16 protein-coding genes are annotated in these 15,895 nt (G+C 52.7%); all 16 read right to left on the bottom strand.

All coding sequences use genetic code 11. From position 1 onward, the window contains the following. Positions 1-24: 24 nt before the first annotated feature. Positions 25-1,227 (bottom strand): N-acetylmuramoyl-L-alanine amidase, encoded by a 1,203-nt coding sequence (locus SELR_RS02850; RefSeq protein WP_014423694.1) that lies wholly within the window; start codon positions 1,225-1,227, stop codon positions 25-27. A 159-nt stretch (positions 1,228-1,386) separates the two neighbouring features. Continuing rightward, a complete protein-coding gene (locus SELR_RS02845; RefSeq protein WP_014423693.1) occupies positions 1,387-2,037 on the bottom strand; it encodes a MotE family protein in 651 nt (216 codons plus the stop codon). Between the two features lie 17 nt (positions 2,038-2,054). Continuing rightward, positions 2,055-2,684, bottom strand: a complete 630-nt coding sequence (locus SELR_RS02840) for a lytic transglycosylase domain-containing protein (RefSeq protein WP_014423692.1) — start codon at positions 2,682-2,684, stop codon at positions 2,055-2,057. Then, positions 2,681-3,148, bottom strand: coding sequence for a flagellar export protein FliJ (gene fliJ, locus SELR_RS02835; protein WP_014423691.1), 468 nt, complete (start codon positions 3,146-3,148; stop codon positions 2,681-2,683). The genes SELR_RS02840 and fliJ overlap by 4 nt, the downstream gene beginning before the upstream one ends. Positions 3,149-3,154: 6 nt before the next feature. Next, positions 3,155-4,495 carry a flagellar protein export ATPase FliI gene (gene fliI / locus SELR_RS02830; RefSeq protein WP_014423690.1) on the bottom strand — a complete coding sequence of 447 codons (1,341 nt, stop codon included), beginning with the start codon at positions 4,493-4,495 and terminating at the stop codon, positions 3,155-3,157. A gap of 10 nt (positions 4,496-4,505) precedes the next feature. Next, a complete protein-coding gene (locus tag SELR_RS02825; protein ID WP_014423689.1) occupies positions 4,506-5,297 on the bottom strand; it encodes a FliH/SctL family protein in 792 nt (263 codons plus the stop codon). Then, on the bottom strand, positions 5,290-6,321 hold the full coding sequence (gene fliG, locus SELR_RS02820) for a flagellar motor switch protein FliG (RefSeq protein ID WP_014423688.1): 1,032 nt from the start codon (positions 6,319-6,321) through the stop codon (positions 5,290-5,292). The genes SELR_RS02825 and fliG overlap by 8 nt, the downstream gene beginning before the upstream one ends. A gap of 3 nt (positions 6,322-6,324) precedes the next feature. Beyond that, on the bottom strand, positions 6,325-7,914 hold the full coding sequence (gene fliF / locus SELR_RS02815) for a flagellar basal-body MS-ring/collar protein FliF (protein WP_014423687.1): 1,590 nt from the start codon (positions 7,912-7,914) through the stop codon (positions 6,325-6,327). A 40-nt stretch (positions 7,915-7,954) separates the two neighbouring features. Beyond that, positions 7,955-8,257 (bottom strand): flagellar hook-basal body complex protein FliE, encoded by a 303-nt coding sequence (gene fliE / locus SELR_RS02810; protein WP_041914243.1) that lies wholly within the window; start codon positions 8,255-8,257, stop codon positions 7,955-7,957. Positions 8,258-8,283: 26 nt separating this feature from the next. After that, positions 8,284-8,733: a flagellar basal body rod protein FlgC gene (gene flgC / locus SELR_RS02805; protein ID WP_014423685.1), complete on the bottom strand. Its 450-nt coding sequence runs from the start codon at positions 8,731-8,733 to the stop codon at positions 8,284-8,286. 32 nt (positions 8,734-8,765) lie between these two features. Next, the gene (gene flgB / locus SELR_RS02800; protein WP_041914242.1) at positions 8,766-9,188 is read right to left on the bottom strand and encodes a flagellar basal body rod protein FlgB; all 423 of its coding nucleotides are present in this window, start codon (positions 9,186-9,188) and stop codon (positions 8,766-8,768) included. A gap of 202 nt (positions 9,189-9,390) precedes the next feature. Beyond that, positions 9,391-10,167, bottom strand: a complete 777-nt coding sequence (gene codY / locus SELR_RS02795; protein WP_014423683.1) for a GTP-sensing pleiotropic transcriptional regulator CodY — start codon at positions 10,165-10,167, stop codon at positions 9,391-9,393. A gap of 194 nt (positions 10,168-10,361) precedes the next feature. After that, complete coding sequence (gene hslU, locus SELR_RS02790; RefSeq protein WP_014423682.1) at positions 10,362-11,762, bottom strand: ATP-dependent protease ATPase subunit HslU; 1,401 nt, start codon at positions 11,760-11,762, stop codon at positions 10,362-10,364. Further along, complete coding sequence (hslV, locus tag SELR_RS02785) at positions 11,762-12,304, bottom strand: ATP-dependent protease subunit HslV (protein ID WP_014423681.1); 543 nt, start codon at positions 12,302-12,304, stop codon at positions 11,762-11,764. The genes hslU and hslV overlap by 1 nt, the downstream gene beginning before the upstream one ends. A gap of 4 nt (positions 12,305-12,308) precedes the next feature. Continuing rightward, on the bottom strand, positions 12,309-13,643 hold the full coding sequence (trmFO, locus tag SELR_RS02780; protein WP_014423680.1) for a methylenetetrahydrofolate--tRNA-(uracil(54)-C(5))-methyltransferase (FADH(2)-oxidizing) TrmFO: 1,335 nt from the start codon (positions 13,641-13,643) through the stop codon (positions 12,309-12,311). Beyond that, positions 13,643-15,892 carry a type I DNA topoisomerase gene (gene topA / locus SELR_RS02775; RefSeq protein ID WP_014423679.1) on the bottom strand — a complete coding sequence of 750 codons (2,250 nt, stop codon included), beginning with the start codon at positions 15,890-15,892 and terminating at the stop codon, positions 13,643-13,645. The genes trmFO and topA overlap by 1 nt, the downstream gene beginning before the upstream one ends. Positions 15,893-15,895: the final 3 nt, after the last annotated feature.

The raw sequence follows: 15,895 nt of genomic DNA, 5'->3' as shown, positions 1-15,895 counted from the left end.
CCTTTCTTTTATCCTTCTGTTCTCTTAGCCGAAATAATCAGCAATGCCATCCACAATGCCCTGTGCGGCTTTGCGGATGCCATCTTCACTGTCCATCAGCTTCTCTTCCTGCTCGTTGGAGATAAAGGCCACTTCCAGCAAAGTTGCCGGCATATCCGTATGCTTCACCACGTAGAAATTGCAGCTCTGGGTGCCCCGGCTCTGGGTGCCGATCTGATCGATGACACCGGAACGGATCTTATCCGCCAGGATTCGGGAACGCTTGTCGCCCAAGGAGTAGTAATAGCCTGTAGTCCCCTTGGCAGCCCGGTTGGTGAAGGAATCCATGTGAATGGAGATAAAGATATCGGCCTTGACCTCATTGGCAACATCACAGCGAGCCTGCAGTTCCTCGATATCCGTGGCTTTAGCACGCTTCGGTGACACTTCGATATCGGCCTCCCTCGTCATATAGACCGTGGCCCCTTCCTTGACCAGCAGACGGCGCACTTCATTGGCCACCCGCAGGGTAACGCTCTTTTCCATTACCCCCGTGGGACCGATAGCCCCCGAGTCACTGCCGCCATGACCAGGATCCAGGACAATCTTGCGCCCCTTCAACCCGGTAATGCCTGCCAGTTCTTCGTCCATCTCCTTATCATCTTTATTATTTTCCTTATTGGAAGGCTGCGCCGTTTTTTCCTGCTTTTGCGCCTTTTCCTGCTTTGCCGGTTTGGGCTGAACTTTTTCCGTCTTCGGCTTGCTCACCGGTGCCTTTTCCGGCAGATCTATCTTAGCCCCGGTGGAATCCGTCAGATTGCCAAAGTCCATCACAACACGCCCGGGAACCGTGCCGCTATTCAAGGCGAAGACCTTGTAATTATTGCGTCCCACTTTGGTTTCCACCACTACACGGACCGTCTGGGGATCGAATTGGGCAATCTTCACTGTCCCCACAAAAGTCGTGTCCAGATCAAGCTGCTTGTCCAATTTCGGTGAAACCCAGGCATTGGCAATATCGATGACTACACGGTCTGGGGCAGAGAGCACCATCTTTTTATAAGTCACCGGCTTGCTGGCATCAATGACAATCCGGGTTTTATCGGCATCACTGCTGTCCCGGATGCCCGTTATTTCTGCCATACCGCTGACTCTGTCTCCAAAGTCACTGGCCTCAGCTGTAAGCGCAGCAAAAGGAAACACAACAGCCAGCACCGTGATATATAGCAAAAAGAATAGTCTTTTCATGGAACTCCTCCCCTGTTCAGACACATATACTTTATTATCTTATTTCTTTTTTGAAAATGCAAGGGGCTATGTCCCAATTTAATCGCTTTTTAATGGTATTTTAACGCTACACTAAAAACTCCTGCCGGCATTTCTGCCAGCAGGAGCGAGTTCACACTGTTATTGCTGCGCTTCTTCCGCATTCTTTTTCTGGGCCTGTTCCTCCAGCATACGGCGGATATCCTCCTCCGTATTCGCTTCCTTCTGTGTCCCCGCATACATGATCCGGGTTATCCGGGCCGTCTTGCCCTCATCGAAAGCCGTCAGGATCTTGGCCACCACTGCTTCATCCATCCGCTGGAAAATGGCGATACACATATCATCATCCAGCTCGTTCATGGCCTTAGCGGCATCTTTAGGCTTCATCTGATTGTACAGACGGGCCAGCTTGGAAACACGCTTCTTTTCCTCTGCTTCCCGCTGCTTCATCTGTTTTTCGATTTCTTCCTTGGTTATAACAATCTTTTTGGCATCTTTCTTATCTTTGTCTGACGTTTTCAGGTCTTTGTCCTTGTTAGCATTGGGTTTGGCATCCTCTACAGGCAGTTTCTCCATCTCCTCCTCGCTGGGTGCCGGGCGCACAAAGTACTCCCCAACCACCGGCAAATCATAGAGTTTCAGCTTCTCATTGGCATCCTTGGTGTCAATCAGCTGCAGATAGACCCCCAGAGCAAAACCTCCTACTATAAGAACCAACAGCAGGAAGAGCACCAATAGCACTTTTACTATTTTGCTGCCTTTTTTCTTTTTTTTCTTCTTCGCTGCTGCCATTTTCCTACCTGCCTTCGTTATCTATAGATGTCCAATACCTTGTTCACGTAATTCTGGGTTTCTTTATAGGGTGGAATGCCACCATAGGCTTTTACGGCCCCCGGACCGGCATTGTATGCGGCCACGGCCTTTTTGAGATCACCGCCGAAAGTATCCAGCATCTGCCGCAGGTACTTGGCACCGCCTTCCACATTCTGCTGCTTATTGTAAGGATCTACCCCCAGTGAAGCCGCTGTATCCGGCATCAATTGCATGACACCGATGGCCCCGGCCTGGGAAACCGCCTCCTGACGGCCATTGGATTCCACCTCGGCTACTGCAGCCACAAGCTTGGGATCCACCTTATACTTCCGGGCAGCAGATTCGATAAGCGTGCTGAGGTTCTGATCCGCCAATGGCAGATTGCCCATCACCTTGTCAGCTTTTGCCTTACCCTTCACCGGCTCTGTCTTCTGCACATCTGGCAGTGGCTGTGTCTTTTCCGCCTGTGTCACGGCTTTACCCGCTTCGCCCCCCATTGTCTTTTGAATTTCCTTCTCCAGCGTCTTGGGAAAATTGGCACCAGGAATGTTCCCAGGCATACCGAATTGTTCCTGCAATTGGGCAATTCTTGCCTGTACCTGACGCACACCGGTCAAATCCATCATGATACCGTCCCTTCCCTTCTCCTACGCATGGTAAGCTGGAGTCCAATCTCATCCAGCATCTTCTGCTCTTCCTGCAAGGCTTCGGCCTGGTATTCCTGCCAACGCCGTTCCCTCAGCTGCTCTATGCTCTTCAAATAGCTCATGATTTCCATCAGGGCTTTGAGTTTTTTTTGCTTTTCACCTTTCATCTGCAGCACAATACCCTGCTGCATCTCAATCTGTTCCCGTTTCCAGGCAAAGAAACTATTGAAAGCCATAAGTCTTCCTACGGTGACCCTGACGCCCTCCTGAGATAGGGCATCATAGTCCTGCTGTCCCTTCTGCATCTCTGCCAGCAGAGTCTGCAAGCCTTCCCGGGCTTCTTCCAGCCTGCGGGAAGCTGCGGCAAATTCCCGCTCTGCATCATCCTTCTTGCGCCGGGTAACCCGTAGCAGGGTTTCCAATTGGAATTTAAACTTCTTCATGCCCTATCACCCGGAAATACGCATCAGTTTCTTTTCCGTGTCCTCGTAGGTATCCACTTCATAAATCCCCTGACAGAGGAATTCATTTATAGCATCGATCTTCTGGATGGACTCATCGATTTTGGCGCTGGAACCCTTGACATAGGCCCCGATATGAATCAGGTCCTCCGCATCGCGATACACAGCCATCAGCTGACGCATCTGCTGGGCCGCCTTCAGATGTTCCGGCGATACCACCTCATTCATGACACGGCTGACGCTGGGCATGATATCAATGGCCGGGAAATGATTCTGCGCCGCAATATTGCGGGACAAGACGATGTGACCATCCAGAATGGAACGCACGGCATCAGCAATGGGTTCATTCATGTCATCGCCATCCACCAGTACCGTATAGATGCCTGTAATGGAACCTGTTGCACTGGTTCCCGCCCGCTCCAACAGCCTGGGCAACATTGCAAATACCGACGGGGTATAGCCGCGGGTTGCCGGCGGCTCCCCAATAGTCAGCCCCACCTCGCGCTGGGCCATGGCAAAGCGGGTGACCGAATCCATCATGAGGATGACCTTGCGCCCCTTGTCCCGGAAATATTCGGCTATGGCCGTGGCTGTCATGGCCCCCTTGATACGCACCAAAGCGGGCTGATCTGATGTGGCCACCACCACCACGGAACGCTTCATGCCTTCCTCCCCTAGGTCACGCTCAATGAAATCTCGGACTTCACGTCCACGTTCTCCCACCAGCGCGATAACACTGATATCCGCCTCGGTATTCCGGGCAATCATGGAGAGCAGGGTGGACTTGCCCACACCGGAACCGGCCATAATGCCGATACGCTGTCCCTCCCCCATGGTGATCAGGCCATCGATGGCCCGCACTCCCACGTAGAGGCTGTCATGAATACGCGGGCGGGACAGGGGATGCGGCGGATCTGCCTGCAGGGAATATTCCTGCTTGCACAGAATCGGTCCCTTGCCGTCAATGGGATTGCCCAGGCCATCCAGCACCCGGCCCAAAAGCTCTTCCCCCACCCGGACGTTGAGCATCTTCTGCGCCGCGGTGACTTCACAGCCAGGGCCTATGCCCTGCATTTCCCCAACGGGCATCAGCATCACATAACCTTCCCGGAACCCCACGACCTCTGCGGGAATCGGCGGAACATTTGGGTTATGGGAGCTGATATAGCAAAGCTCGCCCACACTCACCGTCGGCCCCTGGGACTCAATGACAAGACCGATGACCTGCGTAACCTTGCCTGTGAGTTTCACACTGGAGCACTCATGGATAGCATCGATGAACTTCGTGATATTCAGTTGAAATGTTTTTTTTTCCCCCATGTCATCCATTGTGAAAACCTCAAAGCATCACATTCTTCACTGCCTGCCGCACCAGCTCAATCTGGGTGGCCAGCCTTGCATCCACCGTGCCATTTGGTGTTTCAATCAAACAATCTCCCGGCTTCATGCTGGGATCTGAAGTTATATCAATCTCGGCATCACCATAGGTAAGGAGGCCACGGAATTCCGTGCGGGCCATCAGCACCAGATCATAGTCCGCTGGGGACACATGAACCTTCAGCGTCTTCTGATCCTTAACCTTCAAAAGCGATTCCCGCACCAATGGCAACACCACCTGCGGCACATCGATGAAATGCTGGGGCAGGATCTTTTCCACCACTGCCATGGCAATCTTCACCACATCCGCCTCGGCCTGCTGGACATAATCCTTGCAGGCTGCCTTGGCATCCTGCAGTGTCTTTTCCGCTTGGGCACTTCCCTGGGCGATGATATCAGCCAGTTCCTCTCGGACCTTGGCCTCTCCATCCTTATACCCTGCTTCGTAACCTTCCTGCCGTCCGATTTCGGCAGCTTCTTCCTTCTTCTGATCTATCTCCTTTTGGGCTTCCGCCAGATAACGATCGCGCTCAGCCTTAGCCTCCTGCTTGATGATCTCGGCATCCACCTTGGCATCTTTCAATAACTGAATCGCTCGCTGCTCCTTGGCAGCAATTTCTGCCAGCATACGGGCACAGGCTTCTTCATCCAGACCATTATCCTCCGCCGCCTTTTCCTCGGGCTTAGGCGGCTCGGGGGTATGGATAAGATGAGGATTCTCCTCCCATATCGCGGCTTTGATAACTCTAGACAATCATCTCGTCTCCCTGTCCACGCGAAATTACAATATCGCCCTTGTCTTCCAGTACACGGATGACGTTGACGACCTTCTGCTGTGCCTCTTCTACATCGCGGATCTTCACCGGCCCCATGAACTCGATTTCCTCACGCAGCATATCGGCAGCACGCTTCGACATATTCTTGTAGACCTTGTCTGCTACCTCCGAAGGCGTAGCCTTGAGGGCCAAAGACAGATCCTTGGTGTCCACCTCGCGCAAAACCATCTGCAAGGAACGGTCGTCCAGCTGCACGATATCCTCGAATACGAACATGAGGCGCTTGATTTCCTCGGCCAGTTCCGGATTGTCCACCTCCAAAGTCTCGATGATGGATTTTTCTGTGGTACGATCCACCCGGTTGAGCACTTCCACGATGGCCTTGACACCGCCAGCAGTAGTGAAGTCCTGGGTAACCAAGGAAGACAGCTTCCTCTCCAGCACCCGCTCCACCTCCCGGATAATGTCCGGCGAAGTCCGATCCATCTGGGCAATACGCCTTGCCACATCGGCCTGGGCTTCCGGTGACAGGGCACCGAGTACGGTAGCTGCCTGATCCGGGTCCAGATATGCCATGATAAGGGCAATCGTCTGGGGATGTTCGTTGTTGATGAAGTTCATGAGCTGAGAAGGATCTGTCTTGCGCAGGAAATCGAAAGGACGAACCTGCAGGCTGGTAGTGAGGCGATTGAGAATCTCCATCGCCTTTTCTGCTCCCAAAGCCTTCTCCAGTACATTCTGTGCATACTCGAGACCACCAGTGGAAATGTAGTCACTGGCCATGGCCATCTGGTAAAATTCGCTGACCACCTTGGCTTTGGTTTCCTGACTGACCTTTTTATGGTTAGCGATTTCCAGCGTAATGCGTTCAATCTCATCATCGGCCAGATGCTGAAAGAGTTTCGCCGAATATTCCGGCCCCAAAGCAATGAACAAAACGGCCGCCTTCTCCGAGTTGGTGAGTTCCTCATCACCATCGCCATACATATCTTCAAATGCCATTTGTCATTCCTCCGCCAGCCAAGTCTTAACAAGCATAGCCACTTCTGCCGGCCGCTGATCGATAAGCTGCTGCAAAGCCTGCTTTTCGGACAGATGCTGCTGTTCCTCTTCGGAAAGCTCGTCCGGTTCGATAGCACCAGCGGCAATAAGGGCAGCCCGCTCTTCTTCTTCCTTCTTCCTCTTTGCTTCTTCCTCCAAGCGAATCCGCTCCTGCTCGGCCGCAATGGCTTCCAGTTTCTTCTTGCGGCGATAGTAGAAATAACCGCCGATGGCTGCCAATACCAGCAGGATTGCGCCGATGGTCCCGTAGAAGATCATGTCTTCCCGATCCTTGGCTGCCTTCTCTTCCGCAGCCCGCTTATCGCGAAGCTCCGTACTGAACGGCAGTGGCTCTACGGATACCGTGTCACCACGGTCCGTATTGATGCCTGCTGCACTGGTCACCGTCCGCATGATGCTGTCCTGCTGCTGGGGAGTCACTGAGTCATCCACCAGCACAGCCACCGTCAGGCGGCGGATGGAGCCTGGAGCTGCCACCGTCTTGGATTTCTCTTCATTTATCTCGTAATTTTTCGTGGATTCTTTCTTTTCGTACTCGGCATTGGCATTGGCATTCTGAGCCACATAGCCGGGCACATTGGACTGAACTCCTGCCGCACCGCCTGGCTGGGTAGAAGTACCATTATAAGCCTCACTGATATCCTGCTGGCTGCGGATGATACCAGAATCATCCACCACGGGCGTAAAGGTCTGCTTGTCCGTGGTACGGTCATCAAAATCCAGTTCCACACTGACCCGGGCAAAGGCTTTGCCTTCTCCCATGGAATCATCCAGCATGGACTGAATGTTCTTCTGGATATTATCCTGAACCTTCTTGGTCATCTCCAGCTGCGTCATGGTCTTGAGGCTGACATTCTGCTCCTCATTCTCATCCGGATCATTGAGGATCTTCCCGGTGGAATCAACCACGGTGATATTTTCCGGCTTCAGTCCCTGTACGCTGTTCGCCGCCAGATTGACAATTCCCTTGATCTCCTTCTTGGATAATTCCATATTCGGCCGCATTTGCAACATAATTGATGCTGTTGCCGGCTTCTCATTCTTCTTGTAGAGGCTATCCTCTGGCAGGACTATGTGTACACGCGCTTTCTCCACAGCCGCGATCTGTTCGATAGTCCTGGTCAGTTCTCCCTGCAGTGCCTGCAGATAATTCACTCTGTTCTGGAATTCCGTGACACCAAGCTTGCTGTCATCGAATATCTCAAACCCTTTGTTGCCCCGCGGGAGCCCCTGAGTCGACAGATCCAGCCGTGCATTGTGCACATCCCGTGATGGAACCATGATGGTCGTGCCTTGCCGTGTTTCCTGCACTTCGTATTCTATTTTAGCTTCTTTCAGTTTTGCAGCTACTTCGCCGGCATCTTTGGTCTCCATGTTCGTAAACAAGGGAACCATATCCGGTTTATTGCCATACCACGCACTTACCCCAATTATGGCAATGAGAATAGCCAAAGCGGAGCCCAGCATTATATAGCGCTGGCGCTTACTGAATCTCTCCAGCAGCTCCTTATACCGCTCTTTCCAATCTCCCATGATCTCAATCCCTTCACGTAGAATTACACTGTCTTAGCCATTATACCTGCATGCGCATGATCTCCTGATAAGCTGTCACTGCCTTGTTACGTAACTGAAGGGTAAGCTGCAAGGCGATCTCCGCCTTTTTCGCAGCAATAACCACCTGGGATACATCTTCTACACGGCCAGCTGCCAGCAGTGCATTCTGCCGTTCTGACTCCAGCTGCAGACCATTGGTTTTCTTTAGCGCATCCGTCAGATACTGACCGAAATTCTTCACTTCCTTAGGTTCCTGTGTTTCGCCTAAATGACTGGTGGCATGCATGGACACCGGTGTCATCGCGAGTGGTGCAATCTCCATATCCTTATCCTCTCAAAACACAAGCATTACTTGTTGCCCATATCCAAAGCCTTACTCACCATTGCTTTAGCCGCATTGATTGTCGTAGTGTTTGCCTCATAAGCACGGGAAGCGGTTATCATATCCACCATTTCCGCCACCATATTGACATTTGGTCTTTCTACATACCCCTCCGCATTGGCATCCGGATGTCCCGGATCATATACCAGCGGCCCCTGAGTATTATCGCTTTCAATACGCACAGCTCTGACGCCGTCACCGGCTTCTAATTTATTTGCAGCTTTTTTCAAAAAAGTCTGAAACGGACCACTATCCTTCACCCTTGGCTCAAAAACCACATAACGGCGATGATAGGCCCCGCCCCCTTCTGTACGGGTGGTGTTGGCATTGGCAATATTATTGGAAATAACATCCATACGCAGGCGTTCAGCTGTAAGCCCTGATGCTGCTGCGTCAATCCCCAGAAACATGCTCATCGTCTTTCCCTTTTGCACTTTCTATCCCCAGCTTAGGTCTGTCCGCTGGTGATCACATTCTTCAGTTCTGCCATAAAGCCGCCCAGCTGGGTTGTCATGGCATTATAATACAACTGATTCTTGGCCAAGCCAGCCATCTCGATATCGATATCCACATTGTTGTCATCCACCCGCATAGTCGTGGTATTGTCTTCCTCGATCACGGCATGAACCTTGCCATGAAACGGAATGGGCAGATGACGGTCATGGGTGCGGACAATGGCCACCTTCATGGGTTCATCATCCAGATGCAATTCCTTGGCCAGAAGTTCCTCAAAATTCACGCCGCTACGCTTGAAATGGGGCGTATTGACATTGGCAATATTATTGCTGATGACTTCGTGGCGCATATTGGCGGCCTCAAGCCCCCGGGACAGATAATCGAAATTAGACGCATTCATTATTTGCTCCAACATGCCGGAATCACACCCTTTCCCTGCCTAAAAAAGAAACTCCTTCTGTAGTTGCCTTTTGTTTAATTTCTACATAAGCCCCCTAACTCCTTCCCACTTTATCATTTTTTCTTCCGAAAACATAGATAAAAAAAGTTTAAAAAAGAAGGGGCCGTCAACTCCAGCCCCTTCCACCGCTATGCGGTCATACTCCCTGACAGGGATATCATATCTTCAGTTTCTGTACTTCTTCCAGCAGATACTCATTGAGTACCTTGATGTAAGTCCCCTTCATGCCCAGAGACTTGGAGGAGATCACGCCGGCGGATTCGAACTTGCGCAGAGCGTTGACGATTACGGAACGGGTGATCTTCACCTTATCGGCAATCTTGGATGCAACCAGCAGGCCTTCCGTATCCGGCAGAGCCTCGAGGATGGCCTTGGCAGCACGGCTCTCGGAGAAGGAGAGGGTGTTCAGGGCAATCTGTACCGTAGCCTTCTTGCGGGCTTCAATCTCAATCTTTTCAGCATGGTCGCGGAGCATTTCCATGCCCACTACCGTGGCACCGTATTCACAGAGCAGCAGATCCTCATCGCTGAATTCTTCATCATACTTCGCTACTACCAGCGTACCAATGCGCTCGCCGACACCATAGATGGGGACAATCGTGGTGTTCTTGCCGTTGAACAGGCATTTCGTATTCTCTTCATAGGCGCACATGCCCGTCTTGGAATGGAGATTGGCATTGGTTTCGTCCATGCGCATCAGCCAATTCACATAGGTCTTGGGGAATTCACCCTGGTTGATGACCTTATCCACCATGAGATCGCATTCGAAATCATCCACAAATGCATAACCGAAGATTTTCCCCTTCTTATTCGTGATATAAACATTCGCATTGAGTACATTGCTCAGAACACGGGAAATCCCATCGTATTCCACATTCTCGGAACGCTGCAGGAGCCGGTTGATCTTTCTGGTTTTTTCTAATAATGATGCCATGTAGCTTTCTCCTTTACAAAATATTTTGACAGTCCCACTCACCCTTGAACGGAACATCACATACACATCTAAGGGTATTTTATCACATTTTTCAAAATAATCATAGATGCAGAATAATATTTTTAATTAAATTTTCATATTATTCCTGAAGGAAGAAACTTTGATCGCTTCTTCCCTCAAAAAAGTATGAACGATCACAGGATGAACTGAGAAAGGTCGCGGTTCACCACGATATCGGCCAGCTGCTTATCCACATAGGCCCCATCGATGACAACCTTCTTGTCCTCCAGCTCCGGAGCCGTGAAACTTATCTCTTCCAGCAGCTTTTCCAGCAGGGTATGGAGGCGGCGGGCACCGATATCCTCTGCCTGTTCATTTACGTCACAGGCCAATTGTGCCAAGCGGGCAATGGCCTCATCCTTGAACTCCAGCTCCACGCCCTCTGTTTCCAGCATAGCCTGATACTGCTTGATCAGGGCATTCTGAGGTTCGGTGAGGATTTTCTGGAAATCTTCCTTGCGCAGGGATTTGAGTTCTACGCGGATGGGGAAGCGGCCCTGCAGTTCCGGGATCAGATCCGAGGGCTTGGCCATATGGAAGGCACCGGCTGCGATAAAGAGCACATGGTCAGTCTTCAGCGGGCCGTATTTCGTCATGACCGTGGAGCCTTCCACGATGGGCAGGATATCCCGCTGCACGCCTTCCCGGCTCACATCAGCGCCGGAGCTGTTGCCCTTGACCGCCACTTTGTCGATTTCATCGAGGAAGACGATACCGCTGTACTCAGCCACCTTCACAGCCTCATCCGCTACAGCTTCCATATCGATGAGCTTTTCCGCCTCTTCCTGGGTGAAGATCTTGCGGGCCTGCTCCACCGTGACCTTGCGCTTGCGATGACGCTTGGGCATCAGGTTGCCAATCATGTCCTGAATGTTGTCCCCCATGCTCTCGAGGCTGGAACCGGCAAACATGCCCACCATGGGCTTGCCGGACTCTTCCACATCGATCTCGATGGTTTCCTGCTCTAGTTCACCCTTCTGCAGGCGCTTGCGCACCCATTCCCGGCCAGCCTGATACTTGGGTTCAGCCGGCTCTTCCTTTTCCTCGGTGTCATCGTCACCGCCGCCAAAGAGTCTGCCCAGGGGATTGGTGTTTTTCTTTTGTTCCGGAACGAAGACATCGAGAATCCGTTCTTCCGCCATTTCCTTGGCTTTTTCCTGCACGGAGTCAATGCGTTGCTGACGCACCATGCGCACGGAGGTTTCCGCCAGATCCCGGATGATGGATTCCACATCCCGGCCCACATAGCCCACTTCCGTGAACTTGGTGGCTTCCACCTTGATAAAGGGGGCCTTGACCAGTTTTGCCAGACGACGGGCAATTTCTGTCTTGCCCACACCGGTGGAACCGATCATCAGGATGTTCTTGGGCACCACATCTTCCTGCATTTCCGCCGATAATTTGCGGCTGCGCCAGCGGTTGCGCAGAGCGATAGCCACAGATTTCTTGGCCTCGTCCTGCCCTACGATATATTTATTGAGTTCCTCCACAATCTGGCGTGGAGTCTGTTCATTTGTGCCAAAAAGTTCTTCCATCAGTCTAACTCCTCAACCTTGATATTATGATTGGTAAATACGCAGATATCTGCCGCAATGGACAGGGCTTCTTTGGCGATCTCGCCAGCGCTCATCTCCGTATGCTTGGCCATGGCGCGGCCGGCAGACAGGGCATAGAAGCCGCCGGAACCGATGGCTGCCACATCCCCGTCCGGCTCGATGACCTCACCGTTGCCGGAGAGCATCAGCATGGTATCCTTATCCGCTACCAGCAGCAGGGCTTCCAGCTTGCGCAGGATCTTGTCCGTACGCCATTCCTTGGCCAGCTCCACAGCCGCCCGCTGCAGGTTGCCATTATAGGTCTCAAGTTTTGCCTCGAACTTCTCAAACAAGGTGAAGGCATCGGCCACTGAACCGGCAAAACCAGCCAACACCTGATTGTGGTACAGACGGCGCACCTTGCGGGCATTCGCCTTCATAATCGTATGTTCGCCAAAAGTCACCTGGCCGTCGCCGGCGATGGCCGTCTTGCCGTTCTTGCGCACAGCGCAGATTGTTGTTGCATGAAATTGTGTTTCCATGATATCAGCCTCCAATAGCCGGCTTGAAGGCGTCAATTGCCGCCAAAGCCCGCTCAGCTAGTTTCATCTTCTTCGCTTTTTTATCCTTGATGATCTTGCCGTTCTCATTGCGCATGACAATGGTGGGCAAGATGCCGAAATTCACATTCATCGGCTGGAAATGCTTGGCCTCACTGGTGGTGATATAGTGAGCCAATGCCCCATGACAGGTTTCCTTGGGGAATACCAATGGCTCCTTGCCTGCAGCCAGTCTGGCAGCATTGACACCGGCCATCAGGCCGGAAGCTGCCGATTCCACATAGCCCTCCACACCGGTCATCTGCCCGGCAAAGAACAAGTTGTCAATGCCCTTGAACTGGAAGGTGGGGCGCATATGGATAGGCGAGTTCAGGAAGGTATTGCGGTGCATGACGCCATAGCGCAGGAACTCCGCATGCTCCAGCCCCGGAATCATGCCAAAGACGCGGCGCTGCTCCGGCCATTTGAGATGCGTCTGGAAGCCTACGATATTGTAGAGCGTCGCCGAGGCATTATCCTGCCGCAGCTGCACCACCGCATAGGGACGAACACCTGTCTCCGGATGCTCCAGCCCCACAGGCTTCAGCGGGCCGAAGAGCAGGGTATCCTCCCCACGGCTGGCCATGACTTCCACGGGCATGCAGCCCTCGAAGAATTTTTCCTTTTCAAAATCCTTGGTAGGGGCTTTTTCCGCATTGACCAGCTCCGTCCAAAAAGCCTGATATTCTTCCTTGGTCATGGGGCAGTTGATATAGGCAGCCTCCCCCTTGCCATAACGGGAAGCCCGGTAGGCCTTGGTCATGTCCACGGATTCCAGGCTCACGATGGGAGCCGCCGCATCGTAGAAATACAGCGAATCATTGCCCGTGAGCTTGGCAATTTCCTCCGCCAACTTCCCTTCCGTCAGCGGGCCGCTGGCCACAATGGTAATGGCATCGTCCCGCAGAGGAATCTGTTCTATTTCCTCATGGATAACCTTGATGTGCGGATGGTTCGTGACCTTCTCCGTAATATACTGGCTGAAGCCATGACGGTCTACGGCCAGGGCCCCGCCGGCCGGAACCTTGGTGGCATCGGCCGCTTCCATGATAATAGAATTCAGGCGGCGCATTTCTTCTTTGAGCACGCCCACGGCATTTTCCATGCCCGCCCCCCGCAGGGAGTTACTGCAGACAAGTTCTGCAAACTCCGCGGTCTTATGGGCAGGCGTGGATTTCACCGGCCGCATTTCATACAGCGTGACTTCCGCTCCCATATTGGCAGCCTGCCAGGCTGCTTCCGCACCGGAGAGACCGGCGCCAATGATGATGATATCTTTCATTATTTCTTTTTACCTTTTTTTGTCTTGCTTTCTTTTTCCGCTGCCTCAGCCTGTGCAGCTGCTTCCGCTTCCTTGGCTTTTTTCGCCTCTGCCCGCTGGCGCATCTTCTCCAGTTCCTTGTTGATGGGATGGTCGATGCGCGTCTCGCAGTCATCATTGCTGCAATAGGTCAGGCCGCGGCCATTCTTATAATGATGCTTGAGCATGAAGGCACCACATTTCGGACACTTTTCCTGCAATGGCTGATCCCAGGTAGTGTAATCACATTCCGGATAATTCTTGCAGCCGTAGAACTTGCGCCCCCGATGGGACTTGCGTTCCACGATAGCCCCGCCGCACTTGGGGCACTTCACGCCTGTATCCACCAGCAGCGGCTTGGTATTGCGGCATTCCGGGAAGCCCGGGCAGGCCAGGAACTTGCCATAACGCCCCTGTTTTACCACCATCATGCGGCCACAAAGCTCGCAGGGCACATCCGAAACTTCCTCGGGCAGTTCCACATGACCGATGGCTTCATCGGCCTTTTCCAGTGTTACAGCAAAGGGATCATAGAACTCCTTGAGCAGATGGTTCTTCTCCACTTTGCCCTCGGCGATTTCATCCAGCTCATTCTCCAGATCCGCCGTGAACTTCACATCGACGATATCCTTGAAGTATTCCTCCAGCATATCCACCACGACAAAGCCTAATTCCGTGGGCTGGAAATGCTTATCGATGCGCTGCACATAGCCGCGGGCCTGAATGGTCTCGATAATCGGCGCATAGGTACTCGGACGGCCGATTTCCTTTTCTTCCAAAGTCTTGACCAGAGAGGCATCGTTATAGCGCGGAGGCGGCTCCGTGAAATGCTGCTGGGGCAGCATCTTGGCGATATTCAGTTCATCGCCTTCGGCGAGATCCGGCAGCAGCACATCCTTTTCCTTCTTGGTGGTTTCTGCCCCGGCATAGACCGCCGTAAAACCGGCAAATTTCAGCTTGGAACCGGAAGCCTTGGCCGTATAGCGCTCGCCAGCCTTGATCTGGATGCTCATGGTATCGTAGATTGCCGGCACCATCTGGCTGGCGGTAAAGCGCTGCCAGATCAAGGTATAGAGCTTCAGCTGATCCTTGTTGAGATGTTTGGCCACGCTGTCCGGCGTAAGCTTTACATCTGTAGGACGGATCGCTTCATGGGCATCCTGGGCTTTCTTGCCCGTCACATAGATATTGGCCTTGGACGGCAGATAGTCCTCACCGAATTCAGCCCCGATGAATTCCCGGGCATCATGCAGGGCCACATCCGACAGACGGGTAGAGTCCGTACGCATGTAGGTGATCAGACCGGTTGCCCCATGACGGCCCAACTCGATACCTTCATAGAGCTGCTGGGCCAGCATCATGGTCTTACGGGAGGTGAAGCCCAGCTTGCGGGCTGCATCCTGCTGCAGGGAACTTGTGGTAAAGGGAGCCGCAGGCTTGCGCTTGCGCTCGCTTTTCTTCACCGTATCCACCAGGAGTTTCTGCCGCTGGAAATCCTCCACCAACGCATTGGTGGCTTTCTCATCATGCAGATCCAGCTTCTCCCCATCCACATGGGTGAGCTCAGCCTCGAACATGGCGGACTTATCCTTGCGGAGCTTCATGCCCACCGTCCAGTACTCCACGGATTCAAAGGCCTGAATCTCCTTTTCCCGGTCACAGATGAGTTTCACCGTCACCGACTGCACGCGGCCGGCCGACAGACCCTTGCGCACCTTGCGCCAGAGCAAGGGCGAAAGCTTGTAGCCCACGATGCGGTCCAGCATGCGGCGAGCCTGCTGGGCATCCACCTGATCGATATTGATACCCCTTGGGTGCTTTACCGCCTCCTGAATAGCTGGCTTCGTGATTTCATTGAAGACAATGCGGCAGTCCTCCTCGGGGTTCAGGCCCAGGATAAAGGACAGATGCCAGGCAATGGCTTCTCCCTCGCGGTCAGGGTCGCTTGCCAGATACACTTTATCGGCGTTCTTGGCGTCTTTCTTGAGGGCCTTGATGAGATCTCCCTTGCCCCGGATATTGATGTACTTTGGGGAAAAGTCATTTTCCACATCGATGCCAAACTGGCTCTTGGGCAGATCACGCAGATGTCCCATGGAAGCCCGCACCATATATTTTTTCCCCAAATATTTTTCAATGGTCTTCGCCTTGGCCGGCGACTCCACAATTACCAATGTCTTTTTGACCTTAGCTTTCGGTTTAGCCTTTGTCTTTGCTTTCTCTGCAGCCAAACT

It is taken from the genome of Selenomonas ruminantium subsp. lactilytica TAM6421 (assembly GCF_000284095.1).
Taxonomy (GTDB): Bacteria; Bacillota; Negativicutes; order Selenomonadales; family Selenomonadaceae; genus Selenomonas_A; species Selenomonas_A lactilytica.
This window is presented reverse-complemented; position numbering and strand designations above follow the sequence as displayed.

Excerpts from the sequence above, each read along its gene's own strand:
- SELR_RS02850 (WP_014423694.1), bottom strand. The coding sequence starts at position 1,227 with ATGAAAAGACTATTCTTTTTGCTATATATCACGGTGCTGGCTGTTGTG.
- SELR_RS02845 (WP_014423693.1), bottom strand. The coding sequence starts at position 2,037 with ATGGCAGCAGCGAAGAAGAAAAAAAAGAAAAAAGGCAGCAAAATAGTA.
- SELR_RS02840 (WP_014423692.1), bottom strand. The coding sequence starts at position 2,684 with ATGATGGATTTGACCGGTGTGCGTCAGGTACAGGCAAGAATTGCCCAA.
- fliJ (WP_014423691.1), bottom strand. The coding sequence starts at position 3,148 with ATGAAGAAGTTTAAATTCCAATTGGAAACCCTGCTACGGGTTACCCGG.
- fliI (WP_014423690.1), bottom strand. The coding sequence starts at position 4,495 with ATGGATGACATGGGGGAAAAAAAAACATTTCAACTGAATATCACGAAG.
- fliG (WP_014423688.1), bottom strand. The coding sequence starts at position 6,321 with ATGGCATTTGAAGATATGTATGGCGATGGTGATGAGGAACTCACCAAC.
- fliF (WP_014423687.1), bottom strand. The coding sequence starts at position 7,914 with ATGGGAGATTGGAAAGAGCGGTATAAGGAGCTGCTGGAGAGATTCAGT.
- fliE (WP_041914243.1), bottom strand. The coding sequence starts at position 8,257 with ATGGAGATTGCACCACTCGCGATGACACCGGTGTCCATGCATGCCACC.
- flgC (WP_014423685.1), bottom strand. The coding sequence starts at position 8,733 with ATGAGCATGTTTCTGGGGATTGACGCAGCAGCATCAGGGCTTACAGCT.
- flgB (WP_041914242.1), bottom strand. The coding sequence starts at position 9,188 with ATGTTGGAGCAAATAATGAATGCGTCTAATTTCGATTATCTGTCCCGG.
- codY (WP_014423683.1), bottom strand. The coding sequence starts at position 10,167 with ATGGCATCATTATTAGAAAAAACCAGAAAGATCAACCGGCTCCTGCAG.
- hslU (WP_014423682.1), bottom strand. The coding sequence starts at position 11,762 with ATGGAAGAACTTTTTGGCACAAATGAACAGACTCCACGCCAGATTGTG.
- hslV (WP_014423681.1), bottom strand. The coding sequence starts at position 12,304 with ATGGAAACACAATTTCATGCAACAACAATCTGCGCTGTGCGCAAGAAC.
- trmFO (WP_014423680.1), bottom strand. The coding sequence starts at position 13,643 with ATGAAAGATATCATCATCATTGGCGCCGGTCTCTCCGGTGCGGAAGCA.